Annotated in this window: 22 protein-coding genes; 12 read left to right on the forward strand and 10 right to left on the reverse strand. The window is 70.8% G+C overall.

All coding sequences use genetic code 11. The features are described 5' to 3' along the window. Positions 1 to 33: 33 nt before the first annotated feature. Positions 34 to 546: a signal peptide protein gene (locus ACZ5XS_RS29390; protein ID WP_468656317.1), complete on the reverse strand. Its 513-nt coding sequence runs from the start codon at positions 544 to 546 to the stop codon at positions 34 to 36. Between the two features lie 399 nt (positions 547 to 945). Between ACZ5XS_RS29390 and ACZ5XS_RS29395 the strand changes: the two genes are divergently transcribed. Beyond that, positions 946 to 3,987, forward strand: a complete 3,042-nt coding sequence (locus ACZ5XS_RS29395) for a golvesin C-terminal-like domain-containing protein (protein ID WP_468656505.1) — start codon at positions 946 to 948, stop codon at positions 3,985 to 3,987. Positions 3,988 to 4,042: 55 nt separating this feature from the next. Here ACZ5XS_RS29395 and ACZ5XS_RS29400 read toward each other — a convergent pair whose 3' ends face one another. Further along, positions 4,043 to 4,720 carry a TetR/AcrR family transcriptional regulator gene (locus ACZ5XS_RS29400; protein ID WP_468656507.1) on the reverse strand — a complete coding sequence of 226 codons (678 nt, stop codon included), beginning with the start codon at positions 4,718 to 4,720 and terminating at the stop codon, positions 4,043 to 4,045. A gap of 131 nt (positions 4,721 to 4,851) precedes the next feature. On the opposite strand from ACZ5XS_RS29400, the gene ACZ5XS_RS29405 reads away from it, so the two are divergent. From ACZ5XS_RS29405 to ACZ5XS_RS29440, 8 genes are all read left to right on the forward strand, one after another. Next, positions 4,852 to 5,715: a patatin-like phospholipase family protein gene (locus ACZ5XS_RS29405; protein WP_468656319.1), complete on the forward strand. Its 864-nt coding sequence runs from the start codon at positions 4,852 to 4,854 to the stop codon at positions 5,713 to 5,715. A 32-nt stretch (positions 5,716 to 5,747) separates the two neighbouring features. Next, a complete protein-coding gene (locus tag ACZ5XS_RS29410) occupies positions 5,748 to 6,965 on the forward strand; it encodes a cytochrome P450 family protein (RefSeq protein ID WP_468656321.1) in 1,218 nt (405 codons plus the stop codon). Between the two features lie 91 nt (positions 6,966 to 7,056). Beyond that, positions 7,057 to 7,413 carry a PRC-barrel domain-containing protein gene (locus tag ACZ5XS_RS29415; protein ID WP_468656323.1) on the forward strand — a complete coding sequence of 119 codons (357 nt, stop codon included), beginning with the start codon at positions 7,057 to 7,059 and terminating at the stop codon, positions 7,411 to 7,413. Positions 7,414 to 7,447: 34 nt separating this feature from the next. Further along, positions 7,448 to 7,618 (forward strand): hypothetical protein, encoded by a 171-nt coding sequence (locus tag ACZ5XS_RS29420; RefSeq protein ID WP_217242922.1) that lies wholly within the window; start codon positions 7,448 to 7,450, stop codon positions 7,616 to 7,618. Positions 7,619 to 7,852: 234 nt separating this feature from the next. Further along, the gene (locus ACZ5XS_RS29425; RefSeq protein WP_020113641.1) at positions 7,853 to 8,056 is read left to right on the forward strand and encodes a cold-shock protein; all 204 of its coding nucleotides are present in this window, start codon (positions 7,853 to 7,855) and stop codon (positions 8,054 to 8,056) included. 238 nt (positions 8,057 to 8,294) lie between these two features. Next, positions 8,295 to 9,866, forward strand: a complete 1,572-nt coding sequence (locus ACZ5XS_RS29430) for a DEAD/DEAH box helicase (RefSeq protein ID WP_468656325.1) — start codon at positions 8,295 to 8,297, stop codon at positions 9,864 to 9,866. A gap of 133 nt (positions 9,867 to 9,999) precedes the next feature. Then, the gene (locus tag ACZ5XS_RS29435) at positions 10,000 to 10,281 is read left to right on the forward strand and encodes a CBS domain-containing protein (RefSeq protein ID WP_468656509.1); all 282 of its coding nucleotides are present in this window, start codon (positions 10,000 to 10,002) and stop codon (positions 10,279 to 10,281) included. 6 nt (positions 10,282 to 10,287) lie between these two features. After that, entirely contained in the window at positions 10,288 to 10,605 is a 318-nt protein-coding gene (locus ACZ5XS_RS29440) for an SCO5918 family protein (RefSeq protein WP_468656327.1), read from the forward strand. Positions 10,606 to 10,682: 77 nt separating this feature from the next. Here ACZ5XS_RS29440 and ACZ5XS_RS29445 read toward each other — a convergent pair whose 3' ends face one another. Continuing rightward, positions 10,683 to 11,057, reverse strand: coding sequence for a hypothetical protein (locus ACZ5XS_RS29445; protein WP_217242925.1), 375 nt, complete (start codon positions 11,055 to 11,057; stop codon positions 10,683 to 10,685). Positions 11,058 to 11,496: 439 nt separating this feature from the next. Here ACZ5XS_RS29445 and ACZ5XS_RS29450 point away from each other — a divergent pair, with 439 nt between their 5' ends. Continuing rightward, positions 11,497 to 11,835 (forward strand): MerR family transcriptional regulator, encoded by a 339-nt coding sequence (locus tag ACZ5XS_RS29450; protein ID WP_468656329.1) that lies wholly within the window; start codon positions 11,497 to 11,499, stop codon positions 11,833 to 11,835. 6 nt (positions 11,836 to 11,841) lie between these two features. On the opposite strand, the gene ACZ5XS_RS29455 is transcribed toward ACZ5XS_RS29450, so the two are convergent. From ACZ5XS_RS29455 to ACZ5XS_RS29475, 5 genes are all read right to left on the reverse strand, one after another. Continuing rightward, positions 11,842 to 12,453 (reverse strand): phosphoribosylanthranilate isomerase, encoded by a 612-nt coding sequence (locus ACZ5XS_RS29455; RefSeq protein WP_468656331.1) that lies wholly within the window; start codon positions 12,451 to 12,453, stop codon positions 11,842 to 11,844. Positions 12,454 to 12,528: 75 nt separating this feature from the next. After that, complete coding sequence (locus ACZ5XS_RS29460; RefSeq protein ID WP_468656333.1) at positions 12,529 to 13,116, reverse strand: TIGR03086 family metal-binding protein; 588 nt, start codon at positions 13,114 to 13,116, stop codon at positions 12,529 to 12,531. Between the two features lie 142 nt (positions 13,117 to 13,258). Continuing rightward, a complete protein-coding gene (locus tag ACZ5XS_RS29465) occupies positions 13,259 to 13,552 on the reverse strand; it encodes an SCO5918 family protein (RefSeq protein WP_468656335.1) in 294 nt (97 codons plus the stop codon). Between the two features lie 145 nt (positions 13,553 to 13,697). After that, a complete protein-coding gene (locus tag ACZ5XS_RS29470) occupies positions 13,698 to 13,901 on the reverse strand; it encodes a cold-shock protein (RefSeq protein WP_010986199.1) in 204 nt (67 codons plus the stop codon). A gap of 254 nt (positions 13,902 to 14,155) precedes the next feature. Next, complete coding sequence (locus ACZ5XS_RS29475) at positions 14,156 to 14,503, reverse strand: helix-turn-helix domain-containing protein (RefSeq protein ID WP_468656337.1); 348 nt, start codon at positions 14,501 to 14,503, stop codon at positions 14,156 to 14,158. 205 nt (positions 14,504 to 14,708) lie between these two features. On the opposite strand from ACZ5XS_RS29475, the gene ACZ5XS_RS29480 reads away from it, so the two are divergent. Then, a complete protein-coding gene (locus tag ACZ5XS_RS29480; RefSeq protein ID WP_468656339.1) occupies positions 14,709 to 14,990 on the forward strand; it encodes a hypothetical protein in 282 nt (93 codons plus the stop codon). Positions 14,991 to 15,207: 217 nt separating this feature from the next. Here the strand turns inward: ACZ5XS_RS29480 and ACZ5XS_RS29485 are convergent, their stop codons facing one another. Continuing rightward, positions 15,208 to 16,872 carry a lysyl oxidase family protein gene (locus tag ACZ5XS_RS29485; protein ID WP_468656341.1) on the reverse strand — a complete coding sequence of 555 codons (1,665 nt, stop codon included), beginning with the start codon at positions 16,870 to 16,872 and terminating at the stop codon, positions 15,208 to 15,210. 603 nt (positions 16,873 to 17,475) lie between these two features. On the opposite strand from ACZ5XS_RS29485, the gene ACZ5XS_RS29490 reads away from it, so the two are divergent. Continuing rightward, on the forward strand, positions 17,476 to 17,847 hold the full coding sequence (locus tag ACZ5XS_RS29490) for a DUF6479 family protein (RefSeq protein ID WP_468656343.1): 372 nt from the start codon (positions 17,476 to 17,478) through the stop codon (positions 17,845 to 17,847). 83 nt (positions 17,848 to 17,930) lie between these two features. Here ACZ5XS_RS29490 and ACZ5XS_RS29495 read toward each other — a convergent pair whose 3' ends face one another. Beyond that, positions 17,931 to 18,473: a DUF7144 family membrane protein gene (locus ACZ5XS_RS29495; RefSeq protein WP_468656345.1), complete on the reverse strand. Its 543-nt coding sequence runs from the start codon at positions 18,471 to 18,473 to the stop codon at positions 17,931 to 17,933. Positions 18,474 to 18,560: the final 87 nt, after the last annotated feature.

Raw genomic sequence — 18,560 nt, forward strand, 5'->3', positions numbered from 1 at the left:
CTCGTCATGTGCGGAGGTGATCAGTCGTCAGGCTCAGCCGTACAGGGCCACCCGCGGCTGCACCGTGCCCTGGGCGTCCGGGTCGAGGACGGTGAGGCGGTACTGCTCGGTGAGGGTGTCGCCCGCGTGCAGCGGGCGCTGTGCGGTCGAGAGGTCGGTGTACAGGGTGCCGGTCTGGCTGCCGAGCTGGACGGCTTCCCAGCAGCCGGTCGCGGTGCGGCGCTCGGCCTTGACGTCCGAGGGGTTCAGGAAGGGGCCCGCGTCCGGTGATTCCACCAGGAGCTGCGGGGCGACGGTCTGGTCCACCGAGGAGTCGTTGCGGTAGGTGACCGTGAACCTGTGCTTGCGGCTGTCGGCCGGGAGGGGGCTCGTGGGCAGGTCCACGAAGCCGGTGAGTATGGCGGGCGCCTGCTCGGGCAGGGCCGTGGACACGGCCGCGGGGGCCTGTTGGGCGACCGCGGCGGCGGGGCCGGCCGCGGCCAGACCGGCCACGGCCACGACGAGGGCCACGAGAGCGACCCTGAGACGACTGTTCTTCGACGACACGTTCGCTGATCCTTCGGATTCGCTTGAGTGAACTGGACCGCATCGTAGGCCGCGGTCGGCACCCGGCGGATCGGCCGTACGGACGATCCGGACGGCGGGAGAAGCAGCGCCAACTGGGCGCCGGAAGGCGGGAGATGAAGACTTCTTCACCTCTCGTGGATGTTTCGTGGATACCCCCCGGTAGGGGTCCTCGGGCGTCAACTGGCGCCATATGGACTGATAGCTTCCGCTTCACCGGCCCGGGGGAACCATCGAAGCCGGTACCAGACCTTGACAAGTGAACCCGGACGGAATGCCTTGCGCACTTCTCGTGAAAATGCAGGAGGAAGGCACCGCTGGCGGGTGCCGAAGAGCCGACGCGGCCGAATACTCGCGGCCGGCGCGACATCCGTAGTGGCGATGGCGCTCGTCGCCCCGCTGGCGTCGGCGGCCTTCACCGACCCCTCCTCCCCGACCGGCACCACGCCACCGCCGGACCGGGTGACCGACACCTCCGAACTGCCCTCGGGATGGCGGCAGTCCGACGACCGCATCGTCACGTACGACGGAGACGGCACCGGACTGCACGTACTGGTCGCCGACGCCGCGCACGCCTACGCCTGGCGCACCGCGGCCACCCTGTCCGAGCCGGGCATCGACACCGACCAGTGGATCGGGCAGAGCTGTGTGACCGCGTCGGGCGACCGTGCCGTGGTCGTCTACGCGCCCCGACAGGCGATCAACGATCAGCAGGGCTTCCAGCAGGGCGCCTTCGCGGCCGTGGTCGACCTGGCCGACGGCACCGTGACCAAGCTGCCGCAACTGGTCTCCCTCGCCTACTTCAACCCCGGCTGCGGGGACGGCGAGCAGGCCGTGCTCTCCAGGCCGCAGGGCGAGGGCACCCAACTGCTCACCGTCGACGCGCGGCAGGGGAAACTGACGCGTCAGCAGACCGTCCCCGGCCAGCTGACCTCCGCCGTGCCCTTCGGCACCGGCATCGCGGCGGCCAACGGCACCTCGGTGGTCTCGGTGAACCGTGAGGGAGACATCCACACCCTGGCCCGTACGGCGGGAACACCCTTCCGGCTGGTGCCGGACGCACACGGCGGCCTCGCCTACCAGGCCCCGGCCGCCGGGAAGAAGGTGCAGGTCCGCCGGGTCACGGCGGGCGGCTCCGACCGGCTGCTCGGCTCCGGCGCGCTCGGCTCGCTGGCGGTGCACGGCACCGGCGGCCGGGTCTTCGTCACCGGGACGGACGCCCAGGACGACATCCGGGGCTCCGCACTCCCGGAGAACTCCGCGAAGGACTCGCCGCAGGACTCGCCCGGGAGTTCGTCGGAGAACGCTCCCCAGAGCTGGCCGAAGGGCTGGAAGGTCCTCGACGTCCCGGCCGCGTCCGAGGTGTCCACCACCGGCGCTCTCGCCCTGACCGGTGTCGGCAACGGCGCGGAGGCGGCCGGCGGCAAGGGCGTCGGCAGGGCCCTCGCCGCGGGCACCGCCCAGCCGGTCGGCATCAACGCCCTGGCTCCGGGCACCGGCGCCACCTTCGACTTCCGGGTGAAGCCCAAGGCCCCCCAGGAGGGCCGGGGCAGCGAGCAGTCCCCGGCCCTGGCCGCCCTCACCACCGCGGTCAGCGGCGAGAGCCCGTCGGCCGGGATGCACACCGACAGCCTCGACAGTGCGTCCGCCGGCATGCGCACGAACAGCCTCGGCAGCCCCTCGGCCGGCATGCGGCTCGACAGCGTCGACGACGACCCGGAGCACACCACCACCGACCCGGACCGTACCTGCGCCGTCACCCGCAACGACCCCGGCCTCCAGACGCTCCAGCCGTCACCGGCCATGGTCGAATGGGCGACGGACCTCGCCGTACAGGGCAAGCTCGACGTCCGCCGCCGCAGCGGATGGAACGGCACCGACCTCTCGTCGTACACCCCCCAGGGGATGTTCCCGCCCGTCGAACTCAAGGGCGGCGGCCGGGTGCCCGCGCAGATCATGCTCGGCGTGCTCACCCAGGAGTCCAACCTCGTACAGGCCACCTCCCGGGCGGCCGCCGGCGAGAGCGGCAACTTCGTCCAGGGCGGCTACTACGGCAACGGCGGCAGCGTCCACACCGTCGACTGGTCGGCTGTGGACTGCGGTTACGGCATCACCCAGGTGACCAGCGGGATGGCCCGCTCGGACACCACCTACACCGCCGAGCAGCAGAAGGCGATCACCGTCGACTACGCGGCCAACATCGCCGCCGGTCTGCAGATCCTCCAGGGCAAGTGGAACCAGCTGTACACGCACGGCATCCTCGCCAACGGCGGTGACCCGCGGTATCTGGAGAACTGGTGGTACGCCCTGTGGGCGTACAACAGCGGCTTCAACGAGCCGAGCACGTCGGACGCCACCGCCCCCTGGGGCCTGGGCTGGTTCAACAACCCTGCCAACGGCCTCTACCCGCCGGACCGGAAGATGTTCCTGTCCTCCGGCTACGACGACGCCCGTAACCCCAATCTGTGGACCTACCCCGAGCGGGTCCTGGGCTGGGCCGCGTACTCCCAGCAGAAGACCGACCCGGCGACCGGCGCGTCCGGTGCGGCCTTCACCGTCGGCGACTGGCCCGGCGGCGCGCCGGACGCCGAACCGCCGCACGACGCCTTCTGCAAGCCCGCCGGCAACGAGTGCGACACCTCCAAGCCGCACAAGGTCGAGGGCTCGAGCCAGCCCGAAGGCCCCTGCCAGCGCGACGACTTCAAGTGCTGGTGGCACGAGTCGTCGACCTGGACGGACTGCACCACCACGTGCGGCACCGAGGTCCTGGCCTACCAGGCGACCGACCCCGAACCGAAGGCCACGTCACCCCGTCCGGCGTCCTGCACGTCGACCCTCCCGGCGAACGCGCTGATCGTCGACGACGTGCCGAACACGGTGAAGTTCCGGGTGGGCGGCACCAACCCCTGCGCCGACCAGAAGAACTGGACCAGCCGGGGCACCCTGACGTTCACCTTCGGCTCCGCGGTGCAGAACGGCGCGACCGTCTACCCGTCGAAGATCGACTTCCATCAGCTCGGTTCCGGCTTCGGCGGTCACTTCTGGTTCACCCACACCCGGGTGCCGACCTTCACCGACTCGGTCGTCACCGGCACCTGGACGCCCGACCGGTCGATCAAGGGCTGGGCGCGGGTCATGGTCCACCTGCCCGACCACGAGGCCGACACCGGTCAGGCGACCTACCGCATCGACCTCGGTGACGGCACGGTCGTGGACAAAACGATCTCCCAGGACACCGGCGGCAAGAACGCCTGGGTCTCCCTGGACGCGTACGAGTTCCACGGCACCCCGAGCGTCTCCCTGAGCTCGGACACGGCCGACGGCACCGGTGACGACTCGATCGCCTGGGACGCCCTGGCCTTCGAGCCGCTGCCGGGCAAGCCCTCGGACGCGGCGACGGCGTCCCCGTCCCCGCAGAAGTAGCAGCAGGAGAAGCCCCCAGGCCGTCGGCCTGGGGGCTTTCTGCTGTTGTCTGCACTTACCTGCTGTTGCGATGCGGGCCCAGCTCCTGAAGAACATCACCGAGTTGGTCAGGGGTGAGGGCCGGACCGGGAAGGGGCCGTGAGGCCGTCGGCGAGGTCTGCAGACCGGCGAGGAGCAGGGCCAGGGGGCGACGCCAGGCGTCGGAGGTCGTCGCGGTCGCCAGGGCCGGAACGGCGCGGCCGAGGGCCGCGAGGGCGAACAGGACGTCCTCGACGGTGACGTCGGGCCGGACCGTGCCCTCGTCGCGGCCGCGCCGCAGCAGGAGCTCCACCGTCTCCCGGTTGTGGACGTGCACGGCCTGCAGCGCGTCCACGCCCTCCAGCCGGGTGGTCATGAGGTCGTTGGTGCCGCGGTCGGCGGCCAGCGTGGTGAAGACGGCCCGGAGGTAGGCGTTCAGGCCCTCCCACGCGTCCGACGCGGTCCGGGCCCGCTCGCCCGCGGTCATCGTGTCGGTCAGCAGGTCATGGAAGGCGGCGTCGATGAGGGCGGCGCGGGTGGGGAAGTGCCGATAGAGCGTCGCGTTTCCGACGCCCGCCCGGCGGGCGATCACGTCCAGCGGCGCTTCGAGTCCCTGCTCGGCGAACACCTCGTGTGCCGCGGCCACCAGGAGTTCCCAGCTGCGCCGCGCGTCGCGTCGCCGTGGGGGCGTCGCGCGGTGTCCTTCGACGGTCATCATCCCTCCGCACAAAGTGAGGAACCCATGGGGCCAGGAATCCCGGAAGTGGGGAGCACTCCCCGGTGTCGATGTTATCGTCTGAACTCGAAACAGGGAGTACTCCCCATTTTAAGTGCGGAGGGCAGGACATGAGCGGCACGGGCGGCACGGCACTCGTACTCGGCGGTGGCGGCCCCGTCGGCGGCGCCTGGATGACCGGCGTGCTCGCCGGGCTCACGGACGCCGGCGTCGACCTGGACCGGGCCGACGTCGTCATCGGCACCTCGGCCGGCGCGATATTCGGCTCCCGGCTCGCTTGCGGGGAGCCGCCGCGCGAGATGTACGAGCGTCAACTCACCGGCGCCGACCGGCTGGTCATGAGCGTCACCGCGGCCCAGACCCTCCGCTTCCTGTGGGCGGCGCTCGGCTCCCGCGACCCCGACCGCTCCGTACGCCGTCTCGGCCGCGCCGCCCTGGCCGCCCGGCCCGCCCCCGGACCCGGCCTGCCGGAAGTCCTCCGGCCGTTGCTGCGCGGGGCCTCGCACTGGCCCGCGCGCGACCTGCGGATCGCCTCGGTCGACGCCCGCACCGGGCAGGTGGAGGCTTTCGGCCCGGACTCGACGCTCACCCTGGCCGAGGCGGTCGCCGCCAGCTGCGCGGTGCCCCTGGTCTGGCCGCCCGTCGCGGCTGCCGGTCGCCGCTGGATGGACGGGGGCAGTCGCTCCACCACCAACCTGCACCTGGCCCGGGGCTGTCGGCGGGTGGTGGCCGTGGCACCGATTCCGTCCGCCGTCGGACCGCACCCCCACGCGCGGCAGGAGGCCGCCGCACTCGCCGCCGAGGGGGTCGCCGTCACGCTCCTGGCGCCGGACCGTGCCTCCCGCCGGGCCATGGGCCGCGACCTGACCGCCGACTCCCGCCGCCTGGACGCCGCCCTCGCCGGGCACGCCCAGGCCACCGCACTCGCGGACACCGTGGCCGACGTGTGGCACGGCCGTCGGAGCGAGCGATAGCGAACCGACGGCCCCCGACGAAAGGCGATGTCATGCAGGCCCCCACCCTGGAGGAACTGGCCCCCGAGGGCCACGACCTGACGCGTGACCCGTATCCCCTCTATGCGGCCCTGCGCGCCGAGGGCCCCGTACACCGCGTGCTCGTCCCGGGAAGCGGAGAGTGCTGGCTGGTCGTGACCCGCGACGCGGCACGTGCCGCGCTGACCGACCCCCGCCTGCGCAACGACATCCGGCACTCCTCGTCCTGGCGGACCGACGGCGGCCACGCCCTCGGCCGCAACATGCTCCAGAGCGATCCCCCGCAGCACACCCGGCTGCGCCGCCTGGTGGCCGGCCACTTCGCGCCCGCCCGGGTCGCCGCGCTGCGCCCGCGGATCGGGGACACCGCCCGTGACCTGCTCGCCGAGCTGCCCGCGCGGGGGACCGCGGACCTGGTGAGCCGATACGCGCTCCCGCTGCCGGTGACGGTGATCTGCGATCTCCTCGGTGTCCCCGCGGCGGACCGTGCCGCCTTCCACACCTGGTCGAACGAGCTGGTCATGCCCACATCTCAGGAGACGGCGACCTCGGCCGCGGGCGCGCTGGCCGGCTGTCTCACCGAGCTGATCGACCGCAAGGCGGACACTCCGGACGGCACGCTGCTCAGCGATCTGGCCGCGGCGTCCCGCGAGCCGGTGGCCGCCGACGGCACGACAGCGGACGGGGCGCCCCTCACCGGCGAGGAACTCCTCGGCATGGCCTTCCTCATCCTCGTCGCCGGCCATGAGACGACGGTCAACCTGATCTCCGGCACCCTCCACGGCCTGCTCACCCACCCGGACCAGCTCGGCCTGCTCCGCGCCGACCCCGGACTGACCGGCCGCGCCGTCGAGGAGTCGCTGCGCCACACCTCACCGGTCCACGCCACGGCGTTCCGGTTCGCCACCGAGCCCCTGGACCTCGCGGGCACCCGCATCAGCACCGGCGACGCGGTCCTGGTCTCCCTCGCCGCGGCCTCCCGCGATCCGCTGCACTTTCCCGACCCCGACCGCTTCGACATCACCCGGCGCGTACAGGGCCACCTCGGCTTCGGCCACGGCCTCCACCACTGCCTCGGCGCCCCGTTGGCCCGCCTGGAAGCCGAGACCGCCGTACGCCTGCTCCTGGCACACCGCCCCTCCCTCACCCTCGCCGCCGATCCGGCGACACTCACCTGGCGGACCAGCACACTGCTGCGGGGCCTGGCCGAACTGCCGGTCCGGCTGGGCTGAGGGGCCATCTGCGCGGAGGCCGTGCGCGGGTGATGCCGGAAAGGGGCGCCGGTCCTACGATGACAAGTGGGCCAGCACACAGGGAGCAGGCATGATCCGTTCAGCCGACATCCGCGAGTGGCGCAACCATGACGTGGTCGACCCGAAGGGCCACAGGATCGGCATGCTCGAAGCGGTCTACGTGGACACCACCACCGACGAACCGGCCGTGGTCACGGTCCGCACCGGACTCCCGTCCCGCCGGCGACTGGTCTTCGTCCCGCTCGACGAGGCGGTCCTCGGCCCCGGCTACGTCAAGGTCTCCCACCCCAAGGGGGAGGTGCGGAAGGCCCCTTCCATCGGGACGGACGACGTACTGCCCGCCGAGCAGGAGGAAGCGATCTTCCAGCACTACGGCATGACCTACCGGCCCGGCCTCAACGGCGAACGCCAACTCGCGCGCCGCTGACCCCTCAGCCGCGGCACCGGAGGTGTACGAGTCGATGGTGATCTTCCTGTTGCTCGTCCTCGTGGCCGTCGCGCTGGGCATCATCGGCGCCGCGGCGGACGGTCTGGGATACCTGCTGGCCATCGGCATCGTGCTGTTCGTGGCCGATGTGGTCTTCATCACGGCACGAGGGGCCCGACGGGTCCGCCGACGGCCGATTCGCTGACCACGAGAGCAATATCTGTGGCCGTGAAGTGAGAAATCGACGCGACGCGCGATGAGTATTCCCGCAACGGCCGACCAGGCGAAATCATCGACCGTGCACGGCCGATCGCGACCTGCTACTGTCGATCTCAGTTGCAGGTGTGGTTGCCAGAAGGTTTTTTCCGACGGGCTGATCATCACGGCGACCGGAGTCCGCACACGGCGAACTCCGAACACCGTCCCAAAGGAGAACATCATGGCTACTGGCACCGTGAAGTGGTTCAACGCGGAAAAGGGCTTCGGCTTCATCGAGCAGGACGGCGGCGGCCCCGACGTCTTCGCCCACTACTCGAACATCGCCGCCCAGGGCTTCCGTGAGCTTCAGGAGGGTCAGAAGGTGTCCTTCGACATCGCTCAGGGCCAGAAGGGCCCGACGGCCGAGAACATCGTCACCGCCTGACACTGAATCAGACGCTGATTTCGCAGCTGGGGCCCGCACCTTGGGGTGCGGGCCCCAGCTCGCTGCGTTCCCGGGCGCCACGTAGAGATACCGCGCCCGAAACCGGATATCGAATTCCCGATATCCATTGCTCGACCATATCGGTTGGAATTCACATTCGGCTCGTTCTTGCAATTCTCTGCGCTGCTCACCTGCTGCGGGAATTCCTTGGTACGTGCCGCATCAAGGAAGGTTCCCTATGAACCGCGCCCACACGCGCACCCGTACAAACGACCGCTTCGCCCGTACCCGCACCGGAGGCATGTCCTCGGGTTCGGCCTCCAAGAAGCGCGGCAATCCCGGCCGCGGCGGTCGACAGACCGCAGTGCAGGGCGAGTTCGCCCTGCCGAAGACCGTCACCCCCGCCCTGCCCGCCGTCGAGGCGTTCGCCGAACTCGACATGCCGGAGAAGCTGTTGGCCGCACTGGGCCACGAGGGCGTGACCGTACCGTTCCCGATCCAGGCCGCGACGCTGCCGAACTCGCTCGCCGGCCGTGACGTCCTCGGCCGTGGCCGCACCGGTTCGGGCAAGACCCTCGCCTTCGGCCTGGCGCTGCTGGCCCGCACGGCGGGTCGCACCGCCCAGCCCCGGCAGCCGCTCGCCCTGGTCCTCGTGCCCACCCGCGAGCTCGCCCAGCAGGTCACCGACGCGCTCACCCCGTACGCCCGCGCAGTGAAGCTGCGGCTGGCCACCGTGGTCGGCGGAATGTCGATCGGCCGGCAGGCCGGCGCGCTGCGCGGCGGCGCCGAGGTCGTCGTGGCGACGCCCGGCCGGCTCAAGGACCTGATCGACCGCGGCGACTGCCGACTGGACGACGTCGACATCACGGTCCTCGACGAGGCCGACCAGATGACGGACATGGGCTTCATGCCCCAGGTCACCGCCCTGCTCGACCAGGTGCGCGCCGACGGCCAGCGGATGCTCTTCTCGGCAACCCTGGACCGCAACGTGGACCTGCTGGTCCGCCGCTACCTGACCGACCCGGTGGTGCACTCCGTCGACCCGTCCCAGGGCGCGGTCACCACGATGGAGCACCACGTGCTCCACGTCCACGGCACGGACAAGCAGCGGACGACCACCGAGATCGCGGCCCGCGAAGGTCGCGTGATCATGTTCCTGGACACCAAGCACGCGGTGGACCGGCTGACCAAGCACCTGCTGAGCAGCGGCGTCCGCGCCGGGGCCCTGCACGGCGGCAAGTCCCAGCCGCAGCGCACCCGTACGCTCGCCCAGTTCAAGGACGGGCATGTGACGGTGCTGGTGGCGACCAACGTGGCGGCCCGCGGCATCCACGTCGACAACCTCGACCTGGTCGTGAACGTGGACCCGCCCACCGACCCCAAGGACTACCTGCACCGCGGCGGCCGCACCGCCCGTGCGGGCGAGTCCGGCAGCGTCGTCACCCTGGTGACGCCCGATCAGCGTCGCGACATGACCCGGCTGATGATGTCGGCCGGCATCAACGCCACGGTGACCCCGGTGCGTTCGGGCGAGGAGGAGCTGAGCCGTATCACCGGCGCCCAGGCTCCGTCCGGCATCCCGGTGGTCATCACCAACCCGGTGGTGGAACGCCCCCGCCGCTCCGCGTCCTCGTCCTCCTCCCGGGGCCGTCGTGGCCGTGGCAGCGCGCAGGGCGGCCAGAGCGGTACCCAGGGCGGACAGGGCCGTGGCGGCCAGAGCCGTGGCGGCCAGGGCGGTCAGAGCCGGTCCGCCGGCGAGGCCGGACGCCGCACCGCGAGCCGCAGGACCTCCTACGGCTCGGCGGCCTAGGACCTGTCCGGCGTTCGTACGGTGACTCGGGGGACGGCACGCCCATGCGGCGTGCCGTCCCCCGCTCACCGGTCTCTGTCCCTGTCCACCCTGTCCGCCATCTCGCAGGAGGCACTCTTTGACATCGGTTCAGATGCAGCGGCACTCTGCGGTTCCCGACGCCACTACTGTGGTCGACGTGGACGTGTCCGGGCCGCGGGTCTGTGACGACATGACGGTCGAAGTGGCGCTGTCGGTCATGGCCGGCGCCCGTGTCCAGTATCTGCTCGTGTGCGACGGGGACGACGAGAGCACCGGCTCGATCACCCGGGCCCAGCTCGCCCGCCTCCGGGCCGGCTCCACGTACACGGACCGGATCCGGCTGCGGGACGTCCTCGGCGGACACGCGGTCAGCCCGTTCCCCTTCTCCCTGTGAGGCATCATGCGCTGTGTCATCGCCCGCTACCCCTTCGACCTCACGAAGATGGGGGTCCTGGACTCGATGAAGGGCATCAAGCCCGAACTCGTCACGGGTGAGTCCGTGACCATCGGCCGCCGCCGGTACCCCGTCAAGCAGGTGGGCGAGATCCTCACCCGTCAGGACCGCCGCGACTTCTCCGCCGGTGAGGTCACCCGCGCGATGGCCCGCCTCGGCTTCACCTGTCACGAGCACCCCGAGGCCGTGCCCGTGGCACCGGTCCTCAGCCCGCTCCAGACCGCCTCCGCGCTGCTCGGCACCCCCGAGCACCAGGAGGCGTGAGGACGGGCGCAAGCCGCCTCAGGACGACACAGTGAGGGCCCCGCCGACCGACGTCGGCAGGGCCCTCACTGCTGTTCTCACTGGTCGGAGTAGCTGAAGTCGCCCACGGTCCAGGCACTGACGTCCTTGATCGCGACCCGGTACATTCCGCCCGTGTCGGGGATCCCGACGGTGCCCTGCAGGATCCGGGCCAGATGGAAGTGCAGATGCGTGGGCGTCTCGCCGGGTTCGGGCCGGCGCTCCGCCCGGCCCGCGGTGAAGACGTCGGCGAACGGGCCCAGGTGGTCCGAGTCCTTCAGCACCTCCGACACCCGCTCACGCCATACGGCCTCGGGTGCCAGTCGGCCGGTGATCACGGCACCTCCGACGACCACGGTCAGCGACATCTGATTGCTCTGCTCCGACTCCACCATGGCGGAGATGGCGATGAGCAGCTCGTCAGGGTTCGGCATGAAAGCCGATTCTATGCGGCGGCCGGCGCGGGCTGCGCGGCCCCCGGACGGACCACAGAATACCTGGCACCCCCCTGCGCCGAAATCTACTTTTGAGGGAGTAGACATTGGCCGATGCCCCAGGTAGCGTTTCTCCCGTAGACATGGTTCAGCGAAGCCCGGCAGACACGAACTGCCTGGTAGGAGGAAGGACGGAGGAGCAGACGCCATCAGGATCGCCCGGACCGAGCGTGCTCGGGACGGGTACCGCAAGACCCCGGATTGGAAGGTGGTCCCCGGTCAGGCAGCCGCGATCCCCGCAGTCCCGCCCTTCTGGGCCGGGCGGCGGATCCAGTAGGTCGGCACAGCAGTAGGGCCGACAGATGGTGTTCAATTTCCTTCGGGGCCCTGGTGCCGTACGGCGCCAGGGCCCCTCGACGCGTTGGTTCGACGAGGTGACATGACAGCAGATACTCCGCTCAGCGGTCGTCTGGACGATGACGACTATCCCGCGTACACGATGGGCCGGGCCGCCGAGATGCTCGGCACCACGCCGGGCTTCCTCCGAGCCATCGGTGAGGCCCGTCTGATCACACCGCTCCGCTCCGAGGGCGGCCATCGCCGCTACTCCCGGTACCAGTTGCGGATCGCCGCCCGTGCCCGCGAGCTCGTCGACCGGGGCACGCCGATCGAGGCCGCCTGCCGCATCGTCATCCTCGAGGACCAGCTCGAGGAGGCTCAGCGCATCAACGCCGAGTACCGCCGCTCGGCGGGCCAGACGTCCCGCGGTTCGGGCTGAGCGGCGTCAGGACCGTGCGCGGGCGGCCTTCACGAACGCCTTGATCAGGGCGGGGTCCTTGACCCCCCGGCTCTGCTCCACCCCGCTGGACACGTCGACACCCCACGGGTCCGTGGCGTCGACGGCGTGCCGGACGTTGTCCGGGCTGAGGCCGCCGGCGAGCAGCCACTTCTCCCCCGAACCGGCCAGCGGCTTGCTGTTCCAGTCCCAGGCGACGCCGGAGCCCGGCACGGGCGCGTCGAGGAGGAGCATGTCCTCGCCCATGTCCCCGAAGCGCGGCACCAGGTCGCCGAACGCCGCGGCCCGGATCAGTGTCCACTCGCCCGTGGCCAGTTCGTCGTAGTACCCGCGGTCCTCCGGCCCGTGCAGTTGTACGGCGCCGATTCCCGCGTCGGCGGCCACGGACCGTACCTCGTGCGCGGGCTCCCTGCGGAAGACACCCACCGTCAGTACGCCCTCCGGCACCCGTCGGCACAGCCGTGCGGCCGTGGCGACGTCGATGCGGCGCGGGCTCTCCGAGAACACGAACCCGATGGCGTCGGCCCCCGCCTCGACCGCCGTGTCGACGTCCCTCTCGGTCTTCAGGCCACAGATCTTCACGAACAGGGAGTTGCTCACGCTGGTGCTCCATTGCGGCGGACGACGGGAACCGGTTGGGACAACGTTACCGGCGTGGTCCCGCCCGCCCCGCGGTCAGGTTCCGCGCTTCCACGCGGGGTCCCGGCCCGCCAGGCCCAGGGCGCGGTCGAACAGCGGGGCGGCCCGGGGCACCGCGACCTCGGGGCCGAACACGCCGTACCGTCGGGCCGTCTCGGCCCTGGCGGCCACGTTCTCGTACACCGCCGCGGCGAGATCGTCGTCCACCCGCAGGTCCTGACCGGTGGCCACGGCCAGGTCCCAGCCGTGCAGCAGCCACTCGCACAGCAGGATTCCGCCGACGAAGGGGGCGGGCATGAGGCCACCGCCGGTGAGACCCGTCTCACCGGCCCACGCCCGCGGCTCGCTCCACAGGGCGGCGGCCGCCGCCGACCGCTCGGCGTATCTCTCGGCCCAGTCCGGCTCCGCGGTGAAGTCGTACCCCTCCGCGACCTGTTCCGGCGGTGACTGCCTGAGTCCGGCGGCGTGTCCCCGTACGGCGGTCCAGAGGATCAGGTGGTTCACGAGAGCGCCGACGGTCATCTCCTCGCACGGAGTGCGTCCGGCGAAGTCACCCGGCCGGACGCCCCGCACGACGTCCACGGCGGCGGCCGAGGCCCGGGTCATCACAGCTGCAAGTTCCATGACCCCACGGTAGGCAGGACGACACGGCGGCCTCTTGAAGAAACGCGACCACGCCACCACGACAGGAACCCCGGCCCGACCAGATGGTCGTCCGGGGTGAGTGGGCTGGTCAAAGGGGCGGAAGACCGGGAACGCGTCGGCGTCAGGCGCCGGTTCCGCCGGAGGGCTCCGTCGTCGAGCCGGACGAGAGCGGTGCCTGAGGGGGTGTCGCGTGGCAGGTGAAGCCGAGGCGGACCAGGGCCCGGGTCACCTCACCCGCGGTGAAGTCGCGGCGGTCCTGGCGGGTGATGATCTCGCCGACCTGCTTGACCGGGTACACCTTGCGTCCGATGACCACGCAGGCCCCGGTGACTTCCTCGGGACGGATGCCGGCCATCTTGCTCTCCACCTCGGACTTCACGAGGTCGAAGGGGAAACGGGCGATCACACAGCGCATGGGTGCCTCACCAGGGTTCGGGCGGAGCATGGCGGAAGCGCGGGGAAGCGCGGGGAAGCGCGAGGCCGATGCCATGTCGCACGGCCTGTTCAGGGAAAACGAAGAGGGCCCGCACCCAAGGTGCGGGCCCCGATCGTGCGAGCAATTAGGCGGGAACGATGTTCTCCGCCTGCGGGCCCTTCTGGCCCTGGGTGACGTCAAACGTCACCTTCTGGCCTTCCTGCAGCTCGCGGAAGCCCTGGGTGGCAATGTTCGAGTAGTGAGCGAAAACGTCGGCGCCGCCGCCGTCCTGCTCGATGAAGCCGAAGCCCTTTTCCGCGTTGAACCACTTCACGGTACCGGTGGCCATGTCATATCTCCTGAGGCAGTGCTAGGGACTCGCACTTCGCGAGTCTCGCTCATCGCCGTGATGATCACCTGCCCGGAAAACCGACAGCAAAAAGGTAACCACAACTGCAACTGCGTCGAGCCTAGCACGGAAAGAATGCGACGCCAGGGGAAGACTTCGGCGTGCCGACCTAGCGGAAAAGCGCACGTGGGAGACGCTCCGCGTCATCCGAGAATCTTTTTCCCGGATCTGCTCGAATTTCTTCCACGGTCACATCAGTTTTCTTCTCCGGCCACGTCAGGTTTCTGGTCCACCCGCAGGTCACCGTTGTCGCGCAGGGCCTCTTCGAGCTGGTCCTCGAGGCCGATGATGCGCATGGCGGCCTCGATCGGGGTCCCCTGGTCCACCAGCTCGCGGGCCCGGGCGGCCAGGCGCAGCTGGTGGCGCGAGTAGCGGCGGTGGCCGCCGCCCGATCTCTTCGGGGCGACCAGGTTCGCCTCACCGAGGGCCCGGAGGAAGCCGGGCGTGGCACCGATCAGCTCGGCCGCCCGGCCCATGGTGTACGCCGGGTAGTGGTCGTCGTCGAGCCGGCCGGCGGCCTGCGACAGGTCTTCCGAGGACATGTACGCCTTCCCGCGGGTCGCCGGGGCGCGGCCCGCCGCATGGGGCAGATTCCCTGCGCGAGAACTCTAGTCGCCCGGGTGGAATCTCTGCCGCGGCGGACACAGATGTGTGATGCCCGCAGGGGGCGATGACCTCTCGGGAGTACCGTGGACTCGACCGGGGGCATGCGGCAGACCTGCGGCAGAAGAAGAAATCGGTGACTTCATGGGCTCGACGTCCGACCGCCCGCCCGAGGCAGAAGGCCTCGCCGAGGTTCGCATCATCGCCGCGGACCCGGATGTCGCCCAGCGGGTCGCGCTGGTCCTGCGCGAGGTGTTCCCGTGCGACGAACCGCGCAGCTATCCGACGGGCCCGGACGGATTCGGCACCCTGCTCCACCTGACGGTCGACACCGGTCACACCGCCGAGGCACCGCCCGAGCCCTCGAACTGGCTGGTCAGCAGCCGGTCCAAGGGCCGACGCGCACACACCGACGAGCCCGGCTGACCCCCGGACACCGGCCCGCACGTACGCACACGTCCGACGGCCGCCGTCGCCCCCTTCGATGAGGGGCCGACGGCGGCCGTGTGTGTGACGGGGGCCGGTCGCGCCGCAGACGCAGCCGCAGTGCGCCGCATGCGCCGCACGCCTCAGCCGCGTTGCCGGACCGCGTCCCGGACGGCGTCACGGCCGAGGCGGACGTCGGCCTTGTCCGCCGTCGGCGTTACGGCACGTCGATCAGGTCGTGCGGCGGCACGGTCACCGTGCGGGCGCCCGGCTCACCGGCCAGGACGACCTTGCGGAGCGCGACGTTGTTGTCGGTGTTCGTCTCCTGGAGCCGCTTCTCCGGGTTGGCGATCACCTGGATGTAGTACGTGCCGTTCGCCAGGTCGGTGATGTCGAAGGACTGGCCGGGACGGTACTGGGTGTACGTGTCGCCGGAACCCACGTCGAGGACCTCGCGGACGGAGATCGAGTTCTGCTGGCCGCAGGCGGTCGACAGGTCGGTGTTGTCCGGGTGCCAGTTGGCGTTCTTCACCGTGTAGTCGACGGCGTCGGTGTTGGCCAGGCAGAACGCCTCCTTGCCGCTGCGCACCTCCTTGGTCTGGTCCTCGCTCAGCAGGCGGTAGCTGGCGAAGTCGGTGAAGTGCCAGTGCTCGTGGCCGTTGCGCGGGTCCCACTCCATGGTGCCGGTGGGCGTGTACCCGACCTGCTTGCCGTCCGCGTCGTAGAAGTACTGGTACGCGTCCATCAGGTCCTTGCCGGGGCTGCGGAACCCGTCCACGACGAGCGGAGCGGGACCGGCGTTCCAGACGTTGGCGCTGAACGCGAGGTAGTCCTTGCCCGGCACGTCCCCGTCCTCGCCGTCGGTGATGGCGATGTCCCACGCCGGCAGCGACCGCAGGTCCGGCTTGGGCACGCTCGCCGCGACGCCGGACCGGCCGGTGGGCCGTTTGGCGTTGGGCGTGAGCGCGGGCGCGATGCGGGAGCCGTCGGTGTGGCCGCGGCCGTCGCCCAGGTGGTGGGCCGTACCGCGGTCTTCGAGGGCGTGGGAGAGGGCGGGGGCCGTGGGTGCGTCGGCGCCGCGGGGGCCGTAGTGGTGGGAGTCCGAGTCCGAGGCCGAGGTCTTGGCGTCGGTGTGGGCGCCGTGCCCGCCGTGGCGGGCGGAGGCCAGCCCTTCCCCTTCGCCGTCACCCATGTCCCGCACCGTCACCTTGACGGTCGGCTGGTCGTCGGGGATGTCGAACAGGTCGCGGTACTTCTTCGCCACCGACACCTTGGCCGTGTACTCGCCCGCCGGCAGATCCACCGGCTTGTCGTAGTCGACCGTGGTGGAGTTGGACGCCCAGCCCTTCTCCACCCCCCACACCGAGCCCAGTGTCCAGGGGTTGGTGGGGCAGCTCTCCGGATAGTGCGAGGTCGCGGGGGCGTCCGGACGGAGCCGGCCGGAGGCGTTGTTCGGGCAGAAGGTCCCCTGGCTCGTCGTCACCTCCTTGCCTGCCGCGTCGGTGATCGTCATGTCGAGGAAGCCCGTCAGCCCCGAGAAGTCCTTCACCAGCCCGGCGGGCAGGGTCCTGGTCCGCGTGCTCGTCCCGTCCCGCAGGATCTGCCGGGCGACGACCGGGTCCTTGTACGACTTCCGGGTCACCTTGAACTCGAGCGGCGCGTTGTCGACCGTGACGTACGTGCCGAGGTCGAGGTAGACGCCGGAGTCCCACTCGTAGCGGTCGAGCGTCACGGAGTTCGACGCGGCTATCAGCTTCAGCTGCGGCTTGCCGGGGGTTGCCGCCGCCGCCTCCGCCCCGGTGCCGGGGATGGCTCCGGTTCCGGTGACGACGACGGCGAGCGCGGCTCCGGCGGCGAGCGCGGAGCGCTTTAAGTGCTTCATCGGTACGAGTTCTCCCAGGGTGTGTTCTCGATCAAGCCTGTGATCAGCCTGTGAGACCTGTGGGAGCCGTGCCGGGGTTGCTCGGTGAGGACGAAATGAAGTGGAGTGCCGCGAAGTGACGCGAACTAGGCGCCGAAGTGGCCGAGTTCGATGCCGAGGCCGAGGCCGATCGCGATGCCGTGGCCGCCGGCTCCGCGTCCGTTGCGGCTCCCCCGCCTACTGCCCCGCCTGTGCCCTCCCAGGCGTCCGGGCCCTCCAGTGAGCCATGCCTTCCGCCCCGAAGCCGGCCACTACGAGCAAGCCCGCCAGCCAGAGGAGGGACGGCCTCGGTCCCTGCAGGCCGGCAAGCAGCGCCGCCACGCCGAAGGACGGCAGAAGGACGGCCACAGCGGTCCACCACCGGCCCCGGCGGGCTTGGACGACGGCGGAAGCCGAGGCGAGCACGATGAGCAACACGGTCACTGCCACTGGTATCCGCACGGTGGCAGTCTGCCGTCTCTCTTCTCCGCCCACACCGCAGTCGGTTCGCTCAGTCGGCGTGCTCGTCGAATTCGCGTGGCCCGGGACACACATCAATCGCCCATATGGGCGATAATCGGAAGCATGAGTACCGCAACGTTTGTCCTTGCGGCCACGTCGGGCGACGTGCTCAACGTGATCGCCGCTTTTGCCGGGGGCCTGTTCATCGCCGGTGCGCTGGTGTGGGCCGTGCAGTTCGGGATGCGGGTCCAGGACCGGGAATCGCCCCGGCCCCGGCCCGAGGAGCAGGCGCATCTTCCCGCGACCGGACCGGTCCGCGAGATGCGGGAGATGCGGGAGCCGGACGAGATGCCGATACCCGAGGACAGCCGGGAACGGCTCATGCCGTACCAGCTCCATCCCGCCGCGTCCCGGCGGGGCAAGGACCAGCGCCGAAAGCGCTGGCTGCCCGGTTCCAGCGGTTCCTTCGGCGGCGGCGGCCTCGGGCACGTGTGACCGACGGCCGGGTGGGACCGGCCGCCGGCTGGGACGGACACCGGCCGCCGGGTGGGACCGGCCGCCGGGTGGAGCCGGCCGGACTAGGCGTTGCCGCGCGCCGAGGAGGCGGGGCGGTACACCGCCAGCGCCCAGATCACGAAGACGTTGACGGCGATCATGACGATCGACCAGACCGGCGAGTACGGCAGGAACAGGAACTGGGCGACCATGTGCAGGGACGCCAGGAAGATGCCGGTCATGCGGGCCCAGGCGGCGCCCTTGAGGATTCCCCCACCGGTGAGCGCGACCACGGCACCGAGGACGATCAGGATCACGCCCCAGCCCGTGAGGTTGATCTTGTAGACGTAGTCGCCGAGATTGGCCCACACGTCGTCCTCGGCGAGCGCGGAGATGCCCTGGAAGATCGCCAGGATGCCGTTCACCAGCATCAGGACGCCGGCGAAGACCACCCCGCCCGTGGCCCAGCCGGGCCCGGCCGACGTGGGCGCATAGCCGTAGTCGGACCGGCCGGCGGGCATGTCCGTCGACCGCTGGTCGTCCCAGGCGCCCTGCTGTCGCTGCCCTCCTGTCGGCTGCTGCCCTCCGCCGGTCGGCGGCTGCGTCGCGTGCGGTTGCTGGCTCATGGGCGGGTCCCGTTTCTTCCGAGTCTGCGAATGCTTCGAGTCCTACGACCCTTCGACGATCGGGCGGCACGGGGTGCGCCGCCAGGG

This window comes from Streptomyces sp. NPDC033131 (assembly GCF_055578365.1).

Excerpts from the sequence above, each read along its gene's own strand:
- ACZ5XS_RS29395 (WP_468656505.1), top strand. The coding sequence starts at position 946 with ATGGCGCTCGTCGCCCCGCTGGCGTCGGCGGCCTTCACCGACCCCTCC.
- ACZ5XS_RS29400 (WP_468656507.1), bottom strand. The coding sequence starts at position 4,720 with ATGACCGTCGAAGGACACCGCGCGACGCCCCCACGGCGACGCGACGCG.
- ACZ5XS_RS29405 (WP_468656319.1), top strand. The coding sequence starts at position 4,852 with ATGAGCGGCACGGGCGGCACGGCACTCGTACTCGGCGGTGGCGGCCCC.
- ACZ5XS_RS29410 (WP_468656321.1), top strand. The coding sequence starts at position 5,748 with ATGCAGGCCCCCACCCTGGAGGAACTGGCCCCCGAGGGCCACGACCTG.
- ACZ5XS_RS29415 (WP_468656323.1), top strand. The coding sequence starts at position 7,057 with ATGATCCGTTCAGCCGACATCCGCGAGTGGCGCAACCATGACGTGGTC.
- ACZ5XS_RS29420 (WP_217242922.1), top strand. The coding sequence starts at position 7,448 with ATGGTGATCTTCCTGTTGCTCGTCCTCGTGGCCGTCGCGCTGGGCATC.
- ACZ5XS_RS29425 (WP_020113641.1), top strand. The coding sequence starts at position 7,853 with ATGGCTACTGGCACCGTGAAGTGGTTCAACGCGGAAAAGGGCTTCGGC.
- ACZ5XS_RS29430 (WP_468656325.1), top strand. The coding sequence starts at position 8,295 with ATGAACCGCGCCCACACGCGCACCCGTACAAACGACCGCTTCGCCCGT.
- ACZ5XS_RS29435 (WP_468656509.1), top strand. The coding sequence starts at position 10,000 with ATGCAGCGGCACTCTGCGGTTCCCGACGCCACTACTGTGGTCGACGTG.
- ACZ5XS_RS29440 (WP_468656327.1), top strand. The coding sequence starts at position 10,288 with ATGCGCTGTGTCATCGCCCGCTACCCCTTCGACCTCACGAAGATGGGG.
- ACZ5XS_RS29445 (WP_217242925.1), bottom strand. The coding sequence starts at position 11,057 with ATGCCGAACCCTGACGAGCTGCTCATCGCCATCTCCGCCATGGTGGAG.
- ACZ5XS_RS29450 (WP_468656329.1), top strand. The coding sequence starts at position 11,497 with ATGACAGCAGATACTCCGCTCAGCGGTCGTCTGGACGATGACGACTAT.
- ACZ5XS_RS29460 (WP_468656333.1), bottom strand. The coding sequence starts at position 13,116 with ATGGAACTTGCAGCTGTGATGACCCGGGCCTCGGCCGCCGCCGTGGAC.
- ACZ5XS_RS29465 (WP_468656335.1), bottom strand. The coding sequence starts at position 13,552 with ATGCGCTGTGTGATCGCCCGTTTCCCCTTCGACCTCGTGAAGTCCGAG.
- ACZ5XS_RS29470 (WP_010986199.1), bottom strand. The coding sequence starts at position 13,901 with ATGGCCACCGGTACCGTGAAGTGGTTCAACGCGGAAAAGGGCTTCGGC.
- ACZ5XS_RS29475 (WP_468656337.1), bottom strand. The coding sequence starts at position 14,503 with ATGTCCTCGGAAGACCTGTCGCAGGCCGCCGGCCGGCTCGACGACGAC.
- ACZ5XS_RS29480 (WP_468656339.1), top strand. The coding sequence starts at position 14,709 with ATGGGCTCGACGTCCGACCGCCCGCCCGAGGCAGAAGGCCTCGCCGAG.
- ACZ5XS_RS29485 (WP_468656341.1), bottom strand. The coding sequence starts at position 16,872 with ATGAAGCACTTAAAGCGCTCCGCGCTCGCCGCCGGAGCCGCGCTCGCC.
- ACZ5XS_RS29490 (WP_468656343.1), top strand. The coding sequence starts at position 17,476 with ATGAGTACCGCAACGTTTGTCCTTGCGGCCACGTCGGGCGACGTGCTC.
- ACZ5XS_RS29495 (WP_468656345.1), bottom strand. The coding sequence starts at position 18,473 with ATGAGCCAGCAACCGCACGCGACGCAGCCGCCGACCGGCGGAGGGCAG.